This is a genomic window from Enterobacter sp. 4974935 (assembly GCF_058661735.1).
Window position 1 is genome coordinate 3,764,786 of the sequence record NZ_JBZWGT010000003.1, and the last position, 19,923, is coordinate 3,784,708.

At 57.6% G+C, this 19,923-nt stretch carries 21 protein-coding genes; 7 read left to right on the forward strand and 14 right to left on the reverse strand.

Annotation, left to right across the window (positions count from 1 at the left end):
- Positions 1–164: 164 nt before the first annotated feature.
- Positions 165–1,535: an NAD-dependent succinate-semialdehyde dehydrogenase gene (locus AC4OVS_RS19275; RefSeq protein ID WP_023305391.1), complete on the reverse strand. Its 1,371-nt coding sequence runs from the start codon at positions 1,533–1,535 to the stop codon at positions 165–167.
- A gap of 150 nt (positions 1,536–1,685) precedes the next feature.
- Between AC4OVS_RS19275 and AC4OVS_RS19280 the strand changes: the two genes are divergently transcribed.
- From AC4OVS_RS19280 to AC4OVS_RS19290, 3 genes are read left to right on the forward strand one after another with little or no spacing between them, the layout of a single operon-like run.
- Positions 1,686–2,429, forward strand: a complete 744-nt coding sequence (locus tag AC4OVS_RS19280; protein ID WP_022646943.1) for a helix-turn-helix domain-containing protein — start codon at positions 1,686–1,688, stop codon at positions 2,427–2,429.
- A 48-nt stretch (positions 2,430–2,477) separates the two neighbouring features.
- Complete coding sequence (locus AC4OVS_RS19285; protein ID WP_022646942.1) at positions 2,478–3,131, forward strand: LysE family translocator; 654 nt, start codon at positions 2,478–2,480, stop codon at positions 3,129–3,131.
- 3 nt (positions 3,132–3,134) lie between these two features.
- On the forward strand, positions 3,135–4,406 hold the full coding sequence (locus AC4OVS_RS19290) for a DUF445 domain-containing protein (RefSeq protein ID WP_022646941.1): 1,272 nt from the start codon (positions 3,135–3,137) through the stop codon (positions 4,404–4,406).
- Here AC4OVS_RS19290 and AC4OVS_RS19295 read toward each other — a convergent pair.
- From AC4OVS_RS19295 to AC4OVS_RS19325, 7 genes are all read right to left on the reverse strand, one after another.
- Positions 4,403–5,479 (reverse strand): DUF2955 domain-containing protein, encoded by a 1,077-nt coding sequence (locus tag AC4OVS_RS19295; protein ID WP_022646940.1) that lies wholly within the window; start codon positions 5,477–5,479, stop codon positions 4,403–4,405. The genes AC4OVS_RS19290 and AC4OVS_RS19295 overlap by 4 nt on opposite strands.
- Positions 5,469–6,536: an HlyD family secretion protein gene (locus tag AC4OVS_RS19300; RefSeq protein ID WP_139154049.1), complete on the reverse strand. Its 1,068-nt coding sequence runs from the start codon at positions 6,534–6,536 to the stop codon at positions 5,469–5,471. The genes AC4OVS_RS19295 and AC4OVS_RS19300 overlap by 11 nt, the downstream gene beginning before the upstream one ends.
- A complete protein-coding gene (locus AC4OVS_RS19305; protein WP_022646938.1) occupies positions 6,533–7,003 on the reverse strand; it encodes a MarR family winged helix-turn-helix transcriptional regulator in 471 nt (156 codons plus the stop codon). The genes AC4OVS_RS19300 and AC4OVS_RS19305 overlap by 4 nt, the downstream gene beginning before the upstream one ends.
- 586 nt (positions 7,004–7,589) lie before the next feature.
- On the reverse strand, positions 7,590–8,285 hold the full coding sequence (locus AC4OVS_RS19310; RefSeq protein ID WP_154850286.1) for an ArsR/SmtB family transcription factor: 696 nt from the start codon (positions 8,283–8,285) through the stop codon (positions 7,590–7,592).
- Positions 8,260–8,655, reverse strand: coding sequence for an amino acid-binding ACT protein (locus tag AC4OVS_RS19315; protein ID WP_022646936.1), 396 nt, complete (start codon positions 8,653–8,655; stop codon positions 8,260–8,262). Before AC4OVS_RS19315 ends, AC4OVS_RS19310 begins: the two co-directional genes overlap by 26 nt.
- Positions 8,648–8,971 carry an antibiotic biosynthesis monooxygenase family protein gene (locus AC4OVS_RS19320; RefSeq protein WP_023305388.1) on the reverse strand — a complete coding sequence of 108 codons (324 nt, stop codon included), beginning with the start codon at positions 8,969–8,971 and terminating at the stop codon, positions 8,648–8,650. Before AC4OVS_RS19320 ends, AC4OVS_RS19315 begins: the two co-directional genes overlap by 8 nt.
- A gap of 243 nt (positions 8,972–9,214) precedes the next feature.
- Positions 9,215–9,694 carry a carboxymuconolactone decarboxylase family protein gene (locus tag AC4OVS_RS19325; RefSeq protein WP_022646934.1) on the reverse strand — a complete coding sequence of 160 codons (480 nt, stop codon included), beginning with the start codon at positions 9,692–9,694 and terminating at the stop codon, positions 9,215–9,217.
- Between the two features lie 101 nt (positions 9,695–9,795).
- Between AC4OVS_RS19325 and pdxR the strand changes: the two genes are divergently transcribed.
- Positions 9,796–11,184 (forward strand): MocR-like pyridoxine biosynthesis transcription factor PdxR, encoded by a 1,389-nt coding sequence (gene pdxR / locus AC4OVS_RS19330; RefSeq protein WP_241512144.1) that lies wholly within the window; start codon positions 9,796–9,798, stop codon positions 11,182–11,184.
- Positions 11,185–11,269: 85 nt separating this feature from the next.
- On the opposite strand, the gene AC4OVS_RS19335 is transcribed toward pdxR, so the two are convergent.
- Positions 11,270–11,431 carry a DUF1127 domain-containing protein gene (locus tag AC4OVS_RS19335; RefSeq protein WP_003863073.1) on the reverse strand — a complete coding sequence of 54 codons (162 nt, stop codon included), beginning with the start codon at positions 11,429–11,431 and terminating at the stop codon, positions 11,270–11,272.
- Between the two features lie 176 nt (positions 11,432–11,607).
- Here AC4OVS_RS19335 and AC4OVS_RS19340 point away from each other — a divergent pair, with 176 nt between their 5' ends.
- The gene (locus tag AC4OVS_RS19340; protein WP_022646932.1) at positions 11,608–13,023 is read left to right on the forward strand and encodes an aminotransferase-like domain-containing protein; all 1,416 of its coding nucleotides are present in this window, start codon (positions 11,608–11,610) and stop codon (positions 13,021–13,023) included.
- A 102-nt stretch (positions 13,024–13,125) separates the two neighbouring features.
- Here the strand turns inward: AC4OVS_RS19340 and foxA are convergent, their stop codons facing one another.
- From foxA to AC4OVS_RS19355, 3 genes are all read right to left on the reverse strand, one after another.
- Positions 13,126–15,234: a ferrioxamine B receptor FoxA gene (gene foxA / locus AC4OVS_RS19345; protein ID WP_103891573.1), complete on the reverse strand. Its 2,109-nt coding sequence runs from the start codon at positions 15,232–15,234 to the stop codon at positions 13,126–13,128.
- 121 nt (positions 15,235–15,355) lie between these two features.
- The gene (locus tag AC4OVS_RS19350) at positions 15,356–16,309 is read right to left on the reverse strand and encodes a helix-turn-helix domain-containing protein (protein WP_063202101.1); all 954 of its coding nucleotides are present in this window, start codon (positions 16,307–16,309) and stop codon (positions 15,356–15,358) included.
- A gap of 138 nt (positions 16,310–16,447) precedes the next feature.
- Positions 16,448–16,681, reverse strand: a complete 234-nt coding sequence (locus tag AC4OVS_RS19355) for a DUF2171 domain-containing protein (RefSeq protein ID WP_003863067.1) — start codon at positions 16,679–16,681, stop codon at positions 16,448–16,450.
- Positions 16,682–16,900: 219 nt separating this feature from the next.
- Here AC4OVS_RS19355 and AC4OVS_RS19360 point away from each other — a divergent pair, with 219 nt between their 5' ends.
- Positions 16,901–17,086, forward strand: a complete 186-nt coding sequence (locus tag AC4OVS_RS19360; protein WP_010427252.1) for a hypothetical protein — start codon at positions 16,901–16,903, stop codon at positions 17,084–17,086.
- Between the two features lie 38 nt (positions 17,087–17,124).
- Here AC4OVS_RS19360 and AC4OVS_RS19365 read toward each other — a convergent pair whose 3' ends face one another.
- Together AC4OVS_RS19365 and AC4OVS_RS19370 are read right to left on the reverse strand one after the other, a co-directional pair.
- Complete coding sequence (locus tag AC4OVS_RS19365; RefSeq protein WP_022646929.1) at positions 17,125–18,246, reverse strand: ribosomal protein uL16 3-hydroxylase; 1,122 nt, start codon at positions 18,244–18,246, stop codon at positions 17,125–17,127.
- A gap of 134 nt (positions 18,247–18,380) precedes the next feature.
- Positions 18,381–18,986, reverse strand: a complete 606-nt coding sequence (locus tag AC4OVS_RS19370) for an ATP-dependent Clp protease proteolytic subunit (RefSeq protein WP_022646928.1) — start codon at positions 18,984–18,986, stop codon at positions 18,381–18,383.
- A gap of 318 nt (positions 18,987–19,304) precedes the next feature.
- On the opposite strand from AC4OVS_RS19370, the gene AC4OVS_RS19375 reads away from it, so the two are divergent.
- Positions 19,305–19,922 carry a response regulator transcription factor gene (locus AC4OVS_RS19375; protein WP_022646926.1) on the forward strand — a complete coding sequence of 206 codons (618 nt, stop codon included), beginning with the start codon at positions 19,305–19,307 and terminating at the stop codon, positions 19,920–19,922.
- Position 19,923: the final 1 nt, after the last annotated feature.

Consider the following 19,923-nt stretch of genomic DNA (forward strand, 5'->3'; position numbering starts at 1 on the left):
TTCGCCCGGCGGCGCTACGCTTGCACGGGCCTACAATGAAGGGTGCAATTTATGAATATTATTGCACCTTGTAGGCCGGGTAAGCGCAGCGCCACACGGCAAAAAAGGCGATGAGACTGTTAATAAAAAAACCTGCCGGATGGCAGGTTTTTTTATGTCCGACATTACTTGCGAACGACCACCAGCTTCTGGTTCACAAACTCTTTGATCCCCAGGTCCGACAGCTCGCGTCCGTAACCCGAACGTTTTACGCCGCCGAACGGCAGTTCTGCCGCCGTATCGGTGAGCCAGTTGATGTACACCATCCCGGTCTCAATACGCGATGCCATCTTCTTCGCGCGCTCAATATCCTGGCTGAACACCGCTCCGCCCAGGCCGTAGTGGGAGTCGTTCGCCAGCGCGACCGCCTCGTCGTCGTTTTTCACCACGTAAATCTGCGCTACCGGGCCAAAGAACTCTTCGAAGTACGCCGGGTTGTCGCGTGAGATGTTGGTCAGGATGGTCGGCTCAAAGAAGCTCCCGTCTCGCTGCACAGGTTTGCCGCCATAGTGCAGCGTAGCGCCGTTTTTCACCGCCTCGTTAACCTGTTTGGTCAACGTGTCGAGCGCGTCTTTAGAGGACAGCGGCCCCAGCGTGGTGCTTTCGTCCAGCGGATCGCCAATCTTCACCTGCTTAAATGCCTCGGTGAATTTGCTCAGGAAGGCATCGGCAATCTTTTCATGCAGGATAAAGCGCTTCGCCGCGGTACAGACCTGCCCGGCGTTGTTGAGCCGCGCGTTAACGCCGATCTTCACCGCTTTATCCAGGTCCGCATCGTCGAGCACCACGAATACGTCGTTACCGCCAAGCTCCAGCGTGGATTTCTTAATGTGCTTCGCCGCCTGGGCCGCTACCACGCTGCCCGCTTTTTCTGAACCGGTTAGCGCCGCGCCCTGTACGCGATCGTCAGCGATGATGTTCGCCACCTGATCGGACGAGATAAACAGGTTGGTCCACGCCCCTTCCGGCGCGCCCGCCTCACGCACCAGATGGGCGAAGGTTTCCGCACAATGTGGCACAATGCTGGCGTGTTTAGCGATGACAGGGTTACCCGCCGCCAGGTTTGGCGCCAGAACGCGCATCAGCTGATAGTATGGGAAGTTCCATGGTTCGACGGCCATCAGCACGCCGATGGGGTGATGTTCAACCCATGCTTCCCCGAGTTCAGAGTCATACTTCACCGGGGCCAGGAACTGCTTCGCGTTGTCCGCATAGTAGCGGGCGATTTGCGCGCACAGCTTCACCTCGCCGCGGCTCTGTTCGATGAGCTTACCCATCTCCTGGCTGGCGATTTTCGCCAGCTCCTCCACGCGTTCGTCGATCAGGTCCGCCAGCTTATGCAGTACCGGCAGGCGCTGGCTTATGTCGCCTTTCGCCCAGTCGGAGTGATAGAGCGCATCGGCTGCCTTCAGCGCCGCTTCAACATCTGCGTCAGTGTGGGAGGGATATTCTTTGATGAGCTGGTTAGTGGCAGGATTTACTGTCTGATAAGCCATATCGAATCTCCATGTTTTACCGCTTAGGGTATTAAGGGTAGTCAACATGACTGGCTATGGACGTAAAGTTGGGTATATCCGGAAGGTTCTGAGTAAAGCGATGCCATACCGTGGCTGGCGTGGTATAAAAAACCTTCATAAGGAGTTGCTATGACCGATACCCGCCACATCCGTCAGACCTTTCACCGCGCCTCGGGCCTTGAACTACGCAGCACGTGGCAGAGCATGCAGGCGTACAAACGCCATTGCCACCCTCAGCTCTCCATCGGCGCAATTGTGGAAGGCCAGACATGCTGCGTGTGTAATGGCAGAGAATACATCCTCCAGCCCGGGGACCTGATTGTGATCCCGGCTTATGTCCCACACAGCTGCAACCCTGTTGCCGGGCAGCCGCGTAGTTATCATATGCTTTATATCGATACGGACCTTCCCCTTGCGGTTCAGGTGATTCGCAACGCTACGCTGTTTATGTATTACCGGGAAGTTGTTGAGAGGATGTCCCCTGCGTCCGTAGACAGGCTGCTTACTGCCCTTCCCCATTGCATGGATGAGGCAGAAAAGCCTGGATCAACCAGCCAGCAGGTTCAGCAGGCATTTCTTTCCAGTCTTTCCAGCCCGCCTTCCCTCGACGCACTTGCGCAACGATTCTCGCTGCGAAAGGAGACGCTGATCCGTACCTTCAAGAAGGACACGGGCCTGACGCCTGGCAGCTTCCTCAATATCTCCCGCGTTGAGTACGCCAAAGCGCGGCTGCGTGCCGGGGATGATATCGCCGATGTCGGCTACCAGAGCGGGTTTGCCGACCAGAGCCATTTTCATAAGACCTTTGTGCGCTACACCGCCGCCACACCGCGCCAGTACGCTACGGGCCGATCAATATCAGACAATAAATAGGTTCTGTGTTTTCGTAGTCTGGCCCCAGTTTTGCATTCTGAGGTCGCTATGGAACTGTTCTTCCCTTCCGCTTTTCTCGCCCTGGCGCTGGCGCATTTTGTTGCCCTGTTAAGCCCGGGCCCGGATTTTTTCCTGCTGATGGGCTACGCCGCCCGCTACCGACTGCGCGGCAGCGCCGGATTGTGCATCGGGATAGCGGCAGGAAATGGGCTTTACATTTTGCTGGTCATTATGGGATGGAGCGCGCTGCGTCAGTTCGCGTGGCTGTTCACGTTGATTGAATTATCCGGCGCACTGTATTTGCTCTGGATCGGCTCGCATCTTGTACGCAGCCGACCGCAGACGCTGGCGCTAAATGAAACACATGAGCGCTGCCCCTCGCTGCGTAAGCAGATCCTGCTGGGGCTGGGTTCGGCGCTGTTGAATCCCAAAAACGCGTTGTTCTACCTGGCGCTGATGACGGCGTTACTCGGGCCGGACGTCACGCTGCTTCAGCAGGCGACCTGCGGCGTCTGGATGGTGATGGTAGTACTGGTATGGGATTTTGCGCTGGTGTCGCTGATGGGGTTACCGGCGGTTCAGCGAAAGCTCAGCCGTTCGCTCTGGCTGATAGAGCGCACGGCGGGGGTGGTATTGATGGGGTTTGGTGGGTGGGTGCTGTGGCGGTTTTTGCACTTTTCCCCCGTATCCCTCTATCCTTAACCCATGGAAAAACATACCGAACTCAAACGCGCCAAGCTTCTCGCGCTGTCGCTGCTGCTGATTGCCGCTGCGGCCTTTATCACTACCCTGTTCCTGCCGCAAACCTTCTGGGTACGCGGCGCAAAAGCTATTGCCGAGGCGGCGATGGTCGGCGCGCTGGCGGACTGGTTTGCCGTTGTCGCGCTGTTCCGCCGGGTGCCAATTCCCTTTATCTCGCGCCATACGGCGATTATCCCGCGCAATAAGGACCGCATCGGCGACAATCTTGGCCAGTTCGTGCAGGAAAAGTTTCTGGATACCCAGTCGCTGGTCGCATTAATTCGCCGCTACGAGCCGGCCCAGATGATTGGTGCCTGGTTCAGCAAGCCCGACAACGCCCAGCGCGTCGGGCTGCATCTGATGCAGGTGATGAGCGGTTTTCTTGAGCTAACTGACGACGGGCGCATTCAGCGCCTGCTCAAACGCGCGGTGCATAAGGCTATCGACAAGGTCGATTTAACCGAGACCAGCGCCGTCATGCTGGAAAGCATGACCAAAAACAACCGTCACCAGGTGCTGCTGGACGCCATCATCAACCGTCTGATAACCCTGATTCAGCGAGAGAGCACGCGGGAATTTATCTCTGACCAGATCGTCCACTGGCTGAAGACCGAGCATCCGCGCAAGGCGATGGTGCTGCCCACCGAGTGGCTGGGCGATCAGAGCGCAGAGATGGTGTCGAACGCGGTGAACACGCTGCTGGATGATATCAGCCACGACCGCACGCACCAGATCCGTCGGGCATTTGACCGCGCCACGCTGAAGTTTATCGACAACCTGAAAAACGACCCGGAGATGACGGCCAAAGCCGACAACATCAAGCACTATCTGAAGAATGATGAAGCATTTAACCGCTACCTGGGTGAAATGTGGGCTGACCTGCGCCAGTGGCTGAAAAATGACATGCAGAGCGACGATTCCCGCGTGAAGCAACGTATCGCCAACGCCGGGCTGTGGTTTGGTGAGACGCTGTCGAATGATGCCAGCCTGCGTGCGTCGCTGAACGAGCATCTGGAGCAGGCCGCGCACCGCGTCGCGCCGGATTTTGCGGCATTCCTGACGCGCCATATCAGCGACACGGTGAAAAGCTGGGACGCCAAAGATATGTCACGCCAGATAGAACTCAATATCGGTAAAGATCTTCAGTTCATTCGCGTAAACGGTACCCTGGTAGGCGGAACGATTGGCCTGATCCTGTTTTTACTTTCTCAGTTGCCCGCCGTGCTGGGGCATTAATCCGCTTTTGGCGGCGCGATAACGTAGCGCGTCGCCTCGAAGCGGTTCAGGATCAGGTGCACCAGAAAGACCATCGTCAGCGTGACCACCAGCGCGAAGGTAACGGAGGTGATACGGTACAGATCGCTGAACACCAGATCGCTGTCCGGATGCATGTTTTGCCCGAACATAATGCCGATGGTGGTAATGCTGGAAAATCCCACCCCGGCCCCGACCTTCTCCATCACGTGCAGGCGCGCGCCAAATGCCAGCCCGAGGCCGATCAGCGGCATCATCAGCAGCATATGGCTGCTGTGATCGTACAGAATAAGCTGAACGACGAGGATATAGAGACAGCCCAGCACCACGCCGACCACGCGCCAGATGGAGCTCATGACCGCGCCGCGGTAGTGCATCGGGAACAGGATCAGAATGCCCGCCATCAGTGCCGAGAGCGAATCGCTTAAGTCGCTCATCTGAAATACCACGAAAATCAGCGTCGCCACGGTGCCGGAGAGCAGCGACTCGTGGCGCACGCGGGCATCGTCTTTCTCTATCAGCGGCGGCGGTTTACGTGGCTCCACGTCCGGCAGCAGGTAATTCATCAGCGCGCTCAGACACACCGCCATCACACTCGCTTCAATGTTGGAGAACAAAAGCGTGTGCCAGTTGGTGGTGGGGTAGCTCATAAAGTTGAGCATTACGCTCTGGCACACCACGCCCATCGAACCGAACAGAAACAGCGGCCCCTTGCTCATAAAGCGAAAGCGCATCACGTACAGGGCAAAGACCACCAGCGTCATAATGACCGGCCATTGCGACAGAAAGCCGATGATGATCACCATTTCGACGCAGTTGAGCGATGCGCTGAAGATAAACTGCTTCGCCACGTGGCGGTTAAACACCGGCACCAGCGACAGCAGCATGATCGGATAGACCACAAAAAACACGCCGTAGCTGGTGTTATAGAAGCTCGAAATACTGAGCGCAATCATCCCGGCAAAGACAATGCGCAGGGTCTGGCGGAAGTCGTTTGCCGTGTAGACGATGTTGCCGTGCGGGGTAAATACCCGCGCCAGGGTGCTAATAGACATAGTGAAGCAGGCTCACCAGATGGATTTGCATCCCGGAGAAGAAGCGCGCAAAGGGCCCTTCGCTGTTGTAGAGCTGTACGGTGGCGCGCGCGCCGGTCGGCAGCGACTTCGGTAAGGCTTCGTCCAGCGCCACGTGAATGCGCATTCGCTGGGCATCGCGCACCCAGCGGTTAGAGGTTTCCGGTTCAGAAAGTTGACCGTTAACGGCTTCCTGACCGGCGAGGATCCCCGCGTCACTGCTGGTCACGTGGGCGCGGAAAACCCGTCCCGGAAAGGCGTCAAACACCACGGCGGCGTCGGTCCCCTGGTGGGTATGACGCAGGCTCTTCTCGCGGAAATCCGCCACAATATCCGTCTGCGTATTCACCAGCGCCAGCGCTGCCGAACCGGACGAGGCGTAAAAACCGGGGCTTAATTGCAGATTACTCACCGTGCCGTCCGCCTCGGCGTAGACCTTCGTCCAGCCAAGATTCAGCTCCGCTTCATCCAGCGCGTTACGGTATTTTTGCAGCGTCACGTTACGGTGTTCATTCCGCTCGCCGCGCTGAATGCGCAGGTTACGAATATTCGCCTGAATCGAGCTGACGGACTGCTCGCTGCTCTGCCAGGTAGTGCGGACCTTATCCAGATCCGCCTGCGACACGTTCTGCAGGGTGCTCAGTTTCTGGTAGCGGTCGAAAGTCACTTTGTCGTTACGCGCGGTCAGCACGGCGGTCTTCAGGCTGGCCTGCGCGGCGGCGATCTGCGCGTCCAGTTGTTCGTTGGAAAGGCGAGCTTGCTCAAGCGCGATCTGCGCCGCTTCCACTTTATTGCGAAACGGGGTGTCGTCGAGCTCAAACAGCAGATCGCCTTTCTTCACCTGGCTATTGTTGTGGACATGGACCGCCGCCACATAGCCGGAGACACGGGCAGACACCGGCGTCACCACGCGCATCACGGTGGAATCCGGCGTCAGCGGGATCCAGATATCCGCGACGATAAAGTAGACAAACATCAGCAGGAAAGAGGCAATACTTACCCTTACCCAGCGGGCAAACTTTTGTTCAGGAGTCATTATTTTTCGGTCTTGTTATCTTCTTCGCGGATTGTCCGCAAATTGCAGGCGATTTGATTCAGGGTGGCGCTGAAAATGTCGAGATGTTCAGGCGCGATGTTTTGCGATACGCGCGTCTGAAGCGTCTCAATTACCTGGGTGAGCCTGTTAAGTACAGCTTTTCCCTCAGGCGTCAGCGTCAGAAGCCGGATGCGCTTGTCATACGGCGAGACGGTGCGCAGCAGGTAACCCTGTTTTTCCAGCTGTGTCAGGGTGCGCATTAGCGGCGGCAGTTCAATGCCCTGCACCTCCGCCAGCTCACTCACCGAGACGTTATCCCCGAGCTGATGCAGCTGCATCATCACCGTCCAGCTCGACTGGGTTAACCCGGTATCGAGAATGGCGTCGTCAATGACGGCACGCCACTGGCGCACGATCATCGCCATCCGCATGCCCATCGGCCTGCGGCTAAACAGTTCTTCTTCACTCATGGGGAAACCTCTCGTCACACGCGGTCACAATAATAGTTATCAGGGTAAGTATCAAGAAACGAGAAGTTAAAGCGCAGGAATTGCGAAATGAGATTCTCCCTCTCCCTGTGGGCTGAGGGTTCCCCACAAATTAATGCGAGCACTGAGCAATCCCCTCGCCCCTCCGGGGAGAGGGTTAGGGTGAGGGGAACATACGGCGGTGGTGGTCATTCCGTTCACTTTATGTTCCTTGCTACTCTGTAACGACATGACCGGTGAACGTGCCAGGGTGGCTCAGTCGCCACCACCCTGGCGACCCGGGCTCCCGGCGGTAAATCGCCGCTTCGCGGTGCCCTCGGCTTATTCCTTCCGGCTTATCGGGTACGGGCGGAGGCAACGTCCCTGTAAAGCCGCCCTCTCGGCGCATCCCTGCGCCTCGCCCCGGCCGGAAGGCAAACGCCTCAGCGATTTACAGCCGGACCAGGGCATCGCTGACAGCCCTCAGTCATTTAGAAAGCAACTTTATTGCTTCTGCATAAAAAAATTACTGGGGATCCCTCAGCCCTGTGGGAGAGGGCCAGAGTGAGGGCACAGCCCGCAGCGGAGTTTAGCGGCTAAAATGTCTGGTGATGGCGCCCTGTCCTGAAGCCGTCACAACCACCTCCCTGTACCCCGCCACCCGCTGGATCCACCCTTTGCTTTCCAGATAAAGAAGCAGCGCTGCGCCGGCTTCGCCTCCGAGATGAAACCGCCGCTCGCTCCAGTCCAGGCAGGCGCAGCACGCTTTTCGGCGCGAATGAGCGCTTAACGAAACGCCGAGCTTCAGAAATTGCTCCCGACCATACGGCGTAAGCGCTGAACCGTCTGCCTCCAGCCAGCCTGCTGCCTGCATGAAATCGTAGATCTGCACCGCCACCGCGCCTGCGAGATGGTCGTAGCAGGTCCGGGCTTTACGCATGGCTTTCGGCGCGGTAGTTTCCGGCGGGGTAATGCGGCTCCACGAAAGCCCCATCATCTGTTCCACCAGCGCCGCCACGTCGTGCCCGGCAAGACGATAATAACGATGCCGCCCTTGCGACAGGCAGGTAATTAGCTGCCCTTCAACCAGCCGGGCGAGATGCCCGCTGGCGGTCGACGGCGCAACGTCTGCCGCCGCACTCAGTTCGGTGGCCGTCCACGCCCGCCCGTCCATTAGTGCACAGAGCATTTTCACGCGCGACGGATCGGCCATTGCAGCCGCTACAGCGGCAATGGCCTTTTCCAGCATCGCGCTGTTATCAGAGGGTAAGCTCGTCTTTAACATTTGTCGCCCAGGGTGTGGTGATCTCAGCGGCCAGCTTATCATCATCCGTCAGCAGAATAAGGTGATTCGCGTGGTCGCTGTACTGAGTCAGGATAGACACGCCCTTTGCGGCCAGCGCCGCCGCTATCTCGCCCAGCTCGCCAGGACGCTCCTGCTTAAGCTTTCTGATCACCGGCTTTCGCAGCGCCTGCACGGTAAACCCGGCGTCGAGCAGCACACGGCGGGCTTTTTCCCCGTCCTCCACCAGGAAATGGGCATCCGTACCGAAAACGCCGCCCCCCTCCAGCCCCACGCCGTTGCGGCCTAACAGCTGTCCAAAGCGCGCCAGCTCGCCGGGCCTGTCGCTAAAAATCACGTGAACGTCATACATCCGCGTGCCCTCTCGTTTCAGAGCTGTACTCCCGCACCAGCTGCGCCACGCGAATACGGTAGAAAGAAAAAATCGACTCCCGGCCTTCGGCCTGCGCGGCCTGATGGAAGACATTCTGCTTCCAGCGGCGGACGGCCTCTTCATCCCGCCACCAGGAAAGGGACAGGATTTTGCCGTCGATGCTCAGGCTCTGAAAACGTTCTATATCAATAAAGCCGTCGATGTCCGCCAGCAAAGGCTTGAGTTCAGCGGCAAGCTGCAGATAGCGCGCCTGATGATGAGGCTCCGCTTTGGCTTCAAAAAGGACTGCGATCATGGGTGTCTCTCCGTTGTGAGGGTGTGGAGAGAATGCAGGAGGAAAAACCACAATGCTTCGGTATGGAGCGAAGTGTTTGCCGGATGGCGCTGCGCTTATCCGGCCTACGGGCTCATGTAGGCCCGGTAAGCGTAGCGCCACCGGGCAGGGTTTAACCCACCATCGACTTCGACTCCATAAACGCCCCAATCCCCCACTCGCCTGGATTACGGGCGCTGATGGCGATGATCCGCGAGCGCGGAATTATTCCAGGTTAGCCTTGTTCAGACCGTAAGCCGCATCCAGCGCGCCCGGCTCCATGCGGGAGGTAATGCCCAGGCGGTTCCAGGCGTTGATCGCTACGATGGCGAAGTTCAGCTCTGAAATCTCGACGTCCGAGAAGTGCTCCGCCACGCTGCGGTACAGTGCATCGCTCACACCATGTACGCCAATCTGGGTCAGCGCTTCGGTGAAGGCCAGCGCCGCTTTTTCACGGGCGCTAAACAGCGGGGACTCGCGCCAGGCCGCCAGATGGTACAGGCGCAGCTCGCGCTCACCGGCGATTTTAGCCTCTTTCGAGTGCATATCCAGACAGAAGGTGCAGCCGTTCAGCTGCGATACGCGAATGTCGATAAGGTGCTTAAGCGCCGGGTCGATGGAGGTTTTCGCCACCTCCATGCTCAGGGCAGAAAGCGCGTTGGCAAGTGCAGGTGTGGCTTTGTGGTGGTTTACGCGGGTGCTCATTGTCTTTCCTCTTTTTGTGCCGTTTTTTTCATGCGATAAGGCAAATCTACGCCGTAAATGACATAGTAAAAAGACACAAAAAGCGTGAAATGAGGTAGGACATGAAGCCGGGCTATCATGAGATTTATTCCCGCTATCGCGACAACATCACGCGCGGCGTGCTGAAGCCGGGCGATAAAGTGCCTGCCATCCGCGTGCTGGCGGAAGAGCTTAAGGTCGCGCGAAAAACCGTCGAGACGGCGTATGCCATTCTGACGGGCGAAGGGTATCTGGTAAGCCAGGGCGCGCGCGGGTCGCGGGTGAACCCGGATCTTCTGCTGCCCACGCAACACGCCCCCACAGAACAAACGACCGGCACGCTGCCGGCGTCGTTGATTAACCAGCGCGAACGGGCCGGTTTTCTGCGCCCCGGCATTCCGGCGCTCGACAGCTTCCCCTATAAAAAATGGCTGCTGCTGGCGGGCCAGGCGACGCGCGCCATGCGTCAGGATGAAATGCTCAACCCGCCGGTGCTGGGCTGGTATCCGCTGCGCGAGGCGATTGCCCGCTATCTCAATATCTCGCGCGGGTTATCCTGCACCGCCGAACAGGTACTGATCACCAGCGGCTACAGCGGCAGCCTGCGCCTGATCCTTGACACGCTTGCCAGCCGCAGCGACAAGGTGGTGTTTGAGGATCCGGGCTATTTTATGGGCCAGCAGCTGCTCAAGCGGATCGTGCCCCGCCTGCACACCGTGCCGGTTGATCGCTGCGGCATCGATACGGACTACCTGCTCCGTCATCATCGCGACGCGCGTTTTGCCATCGTGACCCCGTCGCATCAGAGCCCGCTGGCGGTGACGCTCTCACTGCCGCGCAAGCAGCAGCTGCTCGACTGGGCGTCACAAAACGAGGCGTGGATTATCGAAGACGATTACGACGGGGAATTTCACTACACCCGCAAAGTGCTGCCGTCGATGAAAAGCCTCGATCGGCATGACAGGGTGATCTTTATGGGCACCTTCAGCAAAACCATCATGCCTTCACTGCGCATGGGCTACGTGGTGATGCCCGCCAGCACCGTCGGGACCTTTACCGACTGCGCGGACATTACCACCAGCGGCCAGCCGGTGCTGACGCAAAAAATCCTCACCGCATTTCTCAACGAAGGGCATTTTTTTCGTCATCTGAAAAAGATGCGCGCCCTGTATCAGATCCGCCGCGACTGGATGATTGCCGCCCTGGGTGAGGTCTATGGTGATCTGTTCTTCACCGAGCAAAACGACGGTGGAATGCATATTGTCGCGTTCCTCGCAAAGGGAAGCGCTGACCGGGAGATCGCCCGCTGCTGGCAGGAACAGCAACTACAGGTTAATGCGCTGTCGGAGTGGTATCGCGGGTCGGGCAAACGCTACGGGCTGGTGATGGGCTATAACAACGTGCGGTCATATCAGGAGGCGGTTGAGCTGCTGGAAAGGCCGAAACGGCAGACGCTTGCGCTGTTGAGTTGAAAACCGCCGGGTGGCGGCTGCGCCTTACCCGGCCTACGGTCTCCTGCAGGCCCGGTAAGCGTAGCGCCACCGGGCAACCCTATGCTTACACATCATATCGCGATAACCCAACGTCCTTGAGCTGCTCGTCGCTCATCTGGCTCAGAATGCGGCGGGTACGGTTGATGCGATACCAGTTACGCAGCGTTTTCGCTACCCAGACAAACGCGATAAACGGACGTTTTGAACGATTCTCGTAGAATTCCATGATGCTCTCCTCGCTGTGCCAGTGGGGTTATCATCATGGAAAACGGCCAGTACAATACAGATTCAAAAACTGCTTTTGTTTACCATACAGATCCGCTAAAACGGTATCTGCATGGCGTTTTACCCACCAGTCTGTACTGGTTTAATAATCTGTATGGTGAAAACAAAGGATACAGCATGACGCGCTATCAACATCTGGCCAACCTACTGGCAGAACGTATCGAACAAGGGCTGTATCGCAGCGGCGAACGTCTGCCGTCGGTACGCACGCTGAGCCAGGAACACGGCGTGAGTATCAGCACCATACAGCAGGCCTACCAGATCCTCGAAAATCTCCAGCTGATCACGCCCCAGCCGCGCTCCGGTTATTTTGTCTCGAAACGCAAAGCGCAGCCGCCCGTACCGGCGATGACGCGCCCGGTGCAGCGCCCCGTGGACGTCACCCAGTGGGATGAGGTGATGATGCTGCTGGACGCCCGCGCCGACAAAGAGATGATCTCCTTTGGCGGCGGCTCGCCGGACATCAACCAGCCGAGCCTGAAGCCGCTGTGGCGCGAGATGAGCCGCATTGCGCAGCATAACCCTGGCGAAATGCTGAGCTATGACGTGCTCGATGGTCGTCTGGAGCTGCGCGAGCAGATCGCCCGCCTGATGCTGGACGGCGGCTCCACCGTGGCGGCAAACGAGATTGTGATCACCAACGGCTGCCACGGCGCGCTGTCGATCGCCCTGCTCTCGGTGTGCAAGCCTGGGGACATCGTGGCGGTCGAGTCGCCGTCGTTTCACGGCACCATGCAGATGCTGCGCGGATTCGACATCAAGGCGATTGAAATACCTACCGATCCCGAGACCGGGATCAGCATCGAGGCGTTAGAGCTGGCGCTGGAGCAGTGGCCGATCAAAGCGGTGATCCTGGTCCCCAACTGCAATAACCCGCTCGGGTTTATCATGCCGGAAGCACGTAAAAAGCAGGTGCTGGCGCTCGCCCAGCGGCACGATATTGTGATTGTGGAGGATGATATCTACGGCGAGCTGGCCGCAGAGTACCCGCGCCCGCGCACCATTCACTCGATGGACATTGATGGCCGCGTGATCCTCTGCAGCTCCTTTACCAAAACCGTGGCGCCCGGGCTGCGCGTCGGCTGGATTGTGCCGGGGCGCTATTACGACCGGGTGATGCACATGAAATACGCCGCGGGCGGTTTTAACGTGCCGGGCACGCAGATGGCGGTGGCGGCGTTTATTCGCGACGGCCATTACCATCGCCACGTGCGGCGCATGCGCCAGATTTATCAGCAGAATATGGAGACCTATACCTGCTGGGTGCGGCAGTATTTTCCGGCAGAGATATGCGTTACCCGCCCGCAGGGCAGCTTCCTGCTGTGGGTCGAGCTGCCGGAGACGGTCGACATGGTGTGCGTCAGCAAGCAGCTGTGCCGTCTCAAAATCCAGGCTGCGGCCGGGTCGCTGTTTTCCGCCTCCGGTAAGTACCGCAACTGTCTGCGGATCAACGTGGCGCTGCCGCCGACGGATAAACATCGCGAGGCGTTGAAGAAGATGGGTGAGGCGATTGTGATTGCGATGGAGGGGTAGTGCGGCCTGTTGCCCTCACCCCGGCCCTCTCCCACAGGGAGAGGGTGAAAACCGATCCCGTAGGCCCGGTAAGCGCAGCGCCACCGGGCATTGGCTAACGACTCAGAACGTCCACGAAACGCTGCCGACAATGCTGCGCTCTGCACCGAAGTAGCAGTAAGAGAGCGAATTACACGCCGCAACGTAGCTTTTGTCCGTCAGGTTATTGACGTTCAACTGCGCGCTCACGCCCGTGAGCCCCACTTTCGACAGGTCATACCCCACGACCATATCCACCAGGGTGTATGACGGTAGCGTATGGGTGTTCTGACGATCGCTGGCGATCCCGTTGACATAGCGCACGCCGGAGCCGACGGTCAGGCCGTCCAGCGGGCCGCTTTTGACGTCGTAGCTCAGCCAGGCGCTGGCCATGTTACGCGGGGCATAGACGGCGCGCTTGCCCTCCTCTTCCGGGCTGCTCTTCTTGTAGCGAATATCCGTATAGGTGTAGGCCGCCTGCATGCGCAGGCTGTCGGTCAGCTGTCCAATCGCCTCCAGCTCAACGCCTTCGGATTCGATTTCACCGATGGAACGGTACGGATCGGTCGGCTCCTCTTTAGTGGCAATGTTCTTCTGGTTGATGCGGAACACCGAGGCGCTGAACTGGCTGTTCATCCCCTCCGGCTCATACTTCACGCCCGCTTCCCACTGCTTGCCCTTCATCGGATCCAGGATATTCCCCTGCTCGTCGGCAAAGCTGGTCGGCGTAAAGGCGGTGGAGTAACTGACGTACGGCGCGACGCCGTTATCAAACAGATACAGCAGCGCCGCGCGGCTGCTGAAGTTGTTTTTATCCAGATCGCTGCGGGTATGGTTGAAGTTGTCGACGTTCGACACGCTTACCTGGTCGTAACGCCCACCCAGCGTGAGGCGCCAGCGGTCAATGGACATCTGATCCTGCAGGTAGTAGCCGGTCTGGCGCAGCTTATGCTTTTCCCTGCTGTACTGGGTGATGTAGTCCGGCTTCGCGCCATAAGCAGGATGGAAAGCGTCAATCGGCGGGAAGCCGCCGTAGTAGCCGGTGACGTTGTTGGTGCGGTCCTGGTAGTCCATGCCGATCAGCACGCGGTGGTTCACCTCGCCGGTATCGAAGCTGCCGTCGACCTGGTTATCCAGGGTGATGGCGTTCATCTTCTCATCGGAGCCGGAATAGCCGCGGTTCAGCTCGGTGTCGTTCAGCCAGCCTGCGGCATACACCTGGTTCAGCTCGACTTTGGTGTGCAGGTAGCGCAGCTTCTGGCGCACGGCCCAGCCGCTGTCAAACAAGTGCTCGATGTTATAACCGACCATGTTTTCCCGACGATCGTACTTGTCGTAATCGTCTTCACCTTCAAAAAAGGTGTTGGAGATTTTCTTACCGCTGTGCGGCACGACGGTGCCCTCATACGGCAGGCCGGAGTGGCTGCCGCCTTCCGGATCGCGGTGCAGGTAGGCCATCAGATCCAGACGGGTATTATCGGTGATACGCCAGGTCAGGCTCGGCATCAGCGCGTAACGCTCTTCTTTGAGCGGATCGAACTGGGAATCGGCATAGCGGGTCATCCCGCTGAGGCGCACCGCCACGCGGTCGTTATCATCAACCGGGCCGGTGACGTCGAACATCGCCCCGCGCTGGTTATTGTTACCGGCGAAGAGCTTGATCTCCCCGCCCGGATCGAACGATGGCTTACGGGAGGTGAGCGCCACGATGCCGCCCGGCGATGAGCGACCGTACAGCACGGAGGCCGGGCCGCGCACGACTTCGATACTGTCCAGGAACCACGGATCAACCACCAGCGAGCTGTGGGAATTGGTGTCGCCCATCATCTTCAGTCCGTCGAGGTAGACGTTGTCCAGGCTGCCGTCCGAGAAGCCGCGCAGCACCATGTAGTCGAAGCGGTTTGATGCCCCAATCTGGTTGCTGTAGACCCCCGGCGTGTAGCTCACGGCCTGACGCACGCTGGTTGCGCCCTGCTCTTCGAACTGCTCGCGGGTGACGATAGAGACCGATTGCGGGGTTTCAATATCCGGCGTTTCAAGCTTGGTGGCCGCAGACTGCATCTGCGAGGTCACCACCACGGTGTCAGTTTTTTGGGCATCCTGCGCCAGTAAAGGAAAAGCGACGCTACCGGTAACCCATCCCACCAGCAGTGCCAGACGCGATTTAGCAAACATAACCCTCTCCAGAGATATTTCTTATTGTTAATAAGAATTATTACCTTTTTGAGGGTGCAAACAGCTATGCGCGCCGCCAGGTTATGTATGCGCGATGCTAAACCGCACGGGATACGTTCGCGCGATGGACAAAATTACGTTAGCGGAGTTTGCGCACGTCACCCGGTGAAATCCCGTAATGACGACGAAACGCGGTGGCGAAGTTGGTGGCATGCTGATACCCGCACATCCACGCCGCCTGCTGTACGCTGTGGCCTTCCAGCAGATAGCGACGCGCCAGCGCAAGGCGACAGTCGCGGAGATAATCGAAGAGTGTGCAGCCGTAGCGTTGACGGAACTTGCTGCGCAGGCTGCTTGGGCTCATGGCAGCAAGGGCTGCCAGCTGCGCGAGTGTATGGTCACGTTCAGGAGACTGTTCCAGCAGGCACCGGACGCGTTCCAGACGCGCATGCTCAGGGCGGCTCGGGCAGGGCAGCTGGCACTGGTTCAGGCCGTGGCCGAGCAGCTGGTACATGAGCCCCTCCAGCAACAGCTTACGCGTGAGCACGCTTCCCCCCTGCCGCTGTGCATGCTGAATGCCTGACATCACAAACTCGGGAACGTGCCAGACAAACGCGGGGGTATTCAGGCTTTGCCATTCCAGCAGTAGCGACTCAAGCAGGGCTTCACGTCCGGCATCGTGCGGGTACACGCCAAACGAGAGCGTTTTCAGCGTGCTGTCAGCATCGTGACGCGCGCTCATCACCTGATCTTCACTCAGACGCGAGCTGAACGCCATGCCCGGGCGGACGGGATAATCGATACCATTGAGCGTGAGCGTCACGCACCCTTCCAGCACCACCAGCATATAAAGCGGGCTGCTGTGGCGAGAGGTGGTTTCATAGGGCTGTAATACACGTACGTCGGAATGGGTCAGTGAAATGCCGGACGAGAGCGTCATCTCTTCAACATTCCCCTGCAACACGGGGCTGCCGCTGACCTGCTCATCTTTTAGCTGCGGGAAACGGTAGTCGATGCCGTAGCGCTCGCCGAATATTTGAAAATCCTCAACAAAAAATATGCGCTTCGCTGATGTATTTTCACTCTGGAGCATAATTCGGAGCCTGCATCGGGGAAAGGACAGGCAAAACAGTACCATTCATTTGCCATGGCAGCAATCACCGGGCGCAGACACTATTACGCTCCGGACGAAGCCGGAGCGAAGGCGTATATTTCTTTACGAGAAATATATTTATGCTTCCTGCCACTCAGCAAAAACCTCTTTATGGTTTTTGGTCAGGACAACTTTATTATCTTCGACCTTATCGACCCAGCCGAGAGGAATAAAGTGGTGCTTGCCGCCTGATTCCGGGTCGCTCTTCGCAAGCTTGATACGCTCACCATCAAGATGGTCTACAACCCCGACATGCGTTCCGCAGCTGGCGACAACCTGAGTGTGATCCTTAATTGCGCTTTTATCTACCATATTCATTCTCCTGTTTCGGTTATTTGCCTGTTGCACGAAATTAACTGTAGCGCATAAATTCGGACCTGAAATGCGTATTAGCATTTTGAAACATCATTGACAGAACCGAATATTATGTCTATTTAGCGCCGAATTGAAAAAATAAGAATAAGATTAATTATTAGCGACTGATTATTTCCCGTTCATAATTAAAGTATCGCAACCAACGAGGAGGTATTTATGACGATTCGCAACAATCGGACAGAAATTTCGCTGGCTCTTGGTGAAGCGGTCTTAGACATCGTGCAAAAAGGCCATGAGGTATCGCGAGAAAATCTCGCCCAGGCGATGAAAATCAAAGCGGAAAAAGAGCGCGACGATGAGCGGCTTCTGAACTACTGGAAGGCCTGTAATATGCTGGTTTGAACGTAGCGGCGTTTAGTCTGACTAAACGCCGCTGTCTGTTACTCGTCGAAGTACCAGTATCCCTGGTTAATCAATCCGGTCAACTCTTCCACAAACGCCGGATTATTCAGCGCTACACCCAGCTCGGCCTGGCCGAGCTGGGTGTAGCGGGACAGCGCGTCCGCCCCGTTCACATCCGCCGTCTCCAGCTGTTCGCTGTTGATAAAGAAGCTGCCGTTGACGTTCAGCACGCGCAGCCCGCTCAGGCGTGAAAGCGTTTCGCCCCCTTGCAGCGCGTCGAGCACCTCGTCTGCGGAATACGGCGGCTCGGCGGCGGCAATATCCAGCTCGTGACGCGGCGTGGAGACGAAGCTGCCGAACCATTTTGTAAAATCATCCGGCTTGCTAATCATGTCGATCATCATCTGGCGAATGCGATCGAGCTCGTACTGCTCCACGCGGCCCGGGTGTTCGCGGCAGGTCAGATCCGGATCGCTGTAGTGCTCGCCACCCAGATCGTTTTCCAGCGCGTAATCGGCAAAGCTGCTAATCAGATCGCGACCGTTCGGCCCGCGGAAACCGACAGAGTAGTTGAGCGCGGTTTCATGGGTGAAGCCGTCATGCGGGAATCCAGGCGGAATATAGAGGATATCGCCCGGGGCCAGATCTTCGTCAATGATTGGCTCAAACGGATCGACGTGCAGCAGGGCCGGATGCGGACAGAACTGACGCATCGGCAGCTTGTCACCCACGCGCCAGCGACGGCTACCCATCCCCTGAATAATAAACACATCGTACTGATCGATATGCGGCCCAACGCCGCCGCCCGGGACGGAGAAGGAGATCATCAGGTCATCGAGACGCCAGTCCGGCAGGACGCGGAACGGACGCACCAGCTCTGCGGCGGGCATATGCCAGTGGTTCACCGCCTGCGCCAGCAGAGACCAGCCGGTTTCACCGAGGTTATCGAAATGCTCAAACGGGCCATTGCTCGCCTGCCACTTGCCGTTAGCATGGCTTACCAGGCGGCTATCGACTTCCGGCTCCATCGCCAGACCCGCCAGTTCATCAGGGGTAATGGGGTCGACAAAATTCGGGAAGGCATTTTTCAGCACAACGGGTTGTTTTTGCCAGTATTTCTCAAGAAATTCCGGCCAGTCGAGGTTCAGTTGATACGCCATGGTTAGCACCAGTGAGAGGGGAGACAGGCGCGATTATAGAAGAGACAGCCAGGGGGGAACTTGTCATGGGTCAATCGAGCGCGCGTAGGTCGGGTAAGGCGAAGCCGTCACCCGACGCACGCGCGGGCTAAAACTTAATCCAGGTTCAGCTCGTCATAATGGGTGATCAGTTTGCCCACGATGCCGTAGTCCAGCGCTTCCGCCGGTGACATCCAGAAGTTACGGTCGGTGTCCTTCTTCACTTTCTCCAGCGGCTGGCCGGTGGCGTCAGCAATCAGTTTGTTCACGCGTTCCAGCATGCGGATAATCTCGCGCGCTTCGATTTCGATATCCGTTGCCTGACCGCGCACGCCGCCCAGCGGCTGGTGGATCATAAAGCGGGTATTCGGCAGCGAGTAGCGGTGCTCTTTTTTCGCCGCCAGGAAGATGGTGATCCCGGCGCTTGCCACCCAGCCGGTGCCAATGACGTGCACTTCCGGTCGGATAAACTTAATGAAGTCGTGGATGGTGTCGCCCGCTTCCACGTGGCCGCCCTGGCTGTTGATGTACAGCTTGATCGGATCGTTGCTGACGCTTTGCAGCAGGATCATCTGAGTGATGACTTTCTGGGCCAGCTCCTGGTTGATCTCACCGGAGATGACAATCGAACGGGATTCCAGCAGTTTTTGCTGTAGAGCGCCCGCGCCGCTTGTTCCTTCCGCTTTTTCTTTATCGTCACTGCTTTTCAGTGTGTAGTGCATCGTTATGTCCTCAGCTTGTCGCGCTCAAAATCAGAGTGTAGCCTGTTTTACCCGTCGGCGTCCTCACACAAAACATCGTGGCTCAGGATGAATATCGCCTGTGTCACGCTCTGGCTTCGCAGCCGGAAAGGTCTCTAAAAACAGCGTTCCGATCCTAACCAATTCGCCACATTTTTATTACACTTTCATATCATCTTCATATTGCCGAATGATAATAATTATTAATGTGTTAGTATGAATGAGGATAGCAAACAGTCGCTTACGTTCAAAAAGGCGCATTTTATTCTCGATGGTTTACTGATCACACCGGGGCGGTGAATGGAACACATTGTTTATGTGGTTGATGACGATGACGCAGTCAGGCAGTCCGTTGTTGGGCTGCTGGAATCAGCGGATATACACGCCCTTGGCTTTTCCTCAGCAGAAGCCTTTCTCAGCCATCCCTTTGAGGATCTGCCCTCCTGCGTGATCCTCGATATGCAAATGCCCACGATCACCGGGTTTGATGTCGCAGATGCGCTGAAAGCCAACGGGCGGGAAATACCGATCATCTTTCTCACCGGTCACGGCACTATCCCTATGTCCGTCCGGGCGATCAAAGGCGGGGCCTACGAATTTCTCACTAAACCCGTTGAATCCAGCGCCCTCATTGGCTCTATCGAATCCGCGCTCAGGCTGGCACAGCACAACGCCGCCCGCGTCAAAGAGCACTACGCCCTGAAACAGCGCCACATGTCCCTCACGCCGCGCGAGCATGAGGTGCTTGAGCTTGCCATCAGCGGCAAGCTCAACAAGCAGATCGCCGCCGAGTTGGGCGTCAGTGAGATTACGGTGAAAGTACACCGCCGCCGGGTGATGGAGAAAATGCAGGTCCGCTCCGTGGCCGAGCTGGTCAGGGCCGTCGAGCGCCTGACAAAACATCAGCCAGCGGAATAAC

What these genes read in the sequence shown, in the direction of transcription:
- AC4OVS_RS19275 (WP_023305391.1), bottom strand. Translation starts at nt 1,535, where the DNA reads ATGGCTTATCAGACAGTAAATCCTGCCACTAACCAGCTCATCAAAGAA.
- AC4OVS_RS19280 (WP_022646943.1), top strand. Translation starts at nt 1,686, where the DNA reads ATGACCGATACCCGCCACATCCGTCAGACCTTTCACCGCGCCTCGGGC.
- AC4OVS_RS19285 (WP_022646942.1), top strand. Translation starts at nt 2,478, where the DNA reads ATGGAACTGTTCTTCCCTTCCGCTTTTCTCGCCCTGGCGCTGGCGCAT.
- AC4OVS_RS19290 (WP_022646941.1), top strand. Translation starts at nt 3,135, where the DNA reads ATGGAAAAACATACCGAACTCAAACGCGCCAAGCTTCTCGCGCTGTCG.
- AC4OVS_RS19295 (WP_022646940.1), bottom strand. Translation starts at nt 5,479, where the DNA reads ATGTCTATTAGCACCCTGGCGCGGGTATTTACCCCGCACGGCAACATC.
- AC4OVS_RS19305 (WP_022646938.1), bottom strand. Translation starts at nt 7,003, where the DNA reads ATGAGTGAAGAAGAACTGTTTAGCCGCAGGCCGATGGGCATGCGGATG.
- AC4OVS_RS19310 (WP_154850286.1), bottom strand. Translation starts at nt 8,285, where the DNA reads ATGTTAAAGACGAGCTTACCCTCTGATAACAGCGCGATGCTGGAAAAG.
- AC4OVS_RS19315 (WP_022646936.1), bottom strand. Translation starts at nt 8,655, where the DNA reads ATGTATGACGTTCACGTGATTTTTAGCGACAGGCCCGGCGAGCTGGCG.
- AC4OVS_RS19320 (WP_023305388.1), bottom strand. Translation starts at nt 8,971, where the DNA reads ATGATCGCAGTCCTTTTTGAAGCCAAAGCGGAGCCTCATCATCAGGCG.
- AC4OVS_RS19325 (WP_022646934.1), bottom strand. Translation starts at nt 9,694, where the DNA reads ATGAGCACCCGCGTAAACCACCACAAAGCCACACCTGCACTTGCCAAC.
- pdxR (WP_241512144.1), top strand. Translation starts at nt 9,796, where the DNA reads ATGAAGCCGGGCTATCATGAGATTTATTCCCGCTATCGCGACAACATC.
- AC4OVS_RS19335 (WP_003863073.1), bottom strand. Translation starts at nt 11,431, where the DNA reads ATGGAATTCTACGAGAATCGTTCAAAACGTCCGTTTATCGCGTTTGTC.
- AC4OVS_RS19340 (WP_022646932.1), top strand. Translation starts at nt 11,608, where the DNA reads ATGACGCGCTATCAACATCTGGCCAACCTACTGGCAGAACGTATCGAA.
- AC4OVS_RS19350 (WP_063202101.1), bottom strand. Translation starts at nt 16,309, where the DNA reads ATGCTCCAGAGTGAAAATACATCAGCGAAGCGCATATTTTTTGTTGAG.
- AC4OVS_RS19355 (WP_003863067.1), bottom strand. Translation starts at nt 16,681, where the DNA reads ATGGTAGATAAAAGCGCAATTAAGGATCACACTCAGGTTGTCGCCAGC.
- AC4OVS_RS19360 (WP_010427252.1), top strand. Translation starts at nt 16,901, where the DNA reads ATGACGATTCGCAACAATCGGACAGAAATTTCGCTGGCTCTTGGTGAA.
- AC4OVS_RS19365 (WP_022646929.1), bottom strand. Translation starts at nt 18,246, where the DNA reads ATGGCGTATCAACTGAACCTCGACTGGCCGGAATTTCTTGAGAAATAC.
- AC4OVS_RS19370 (WP_022646928.1), bottom strand. Translation starts at nt 18,986, where the DNA reads ATGCACTACACACTGAAAAGCAGTGACGATAAAGAAAAAGCGGAAGGA.
- AC4OVS_RS19375 (WP_022646926.1), top strand. Translation starts at nt 19,305, where the DNA reads ATGGAACACATTGTTTATGTGGTTGATGACGATGACGCAGTCAGGCAG.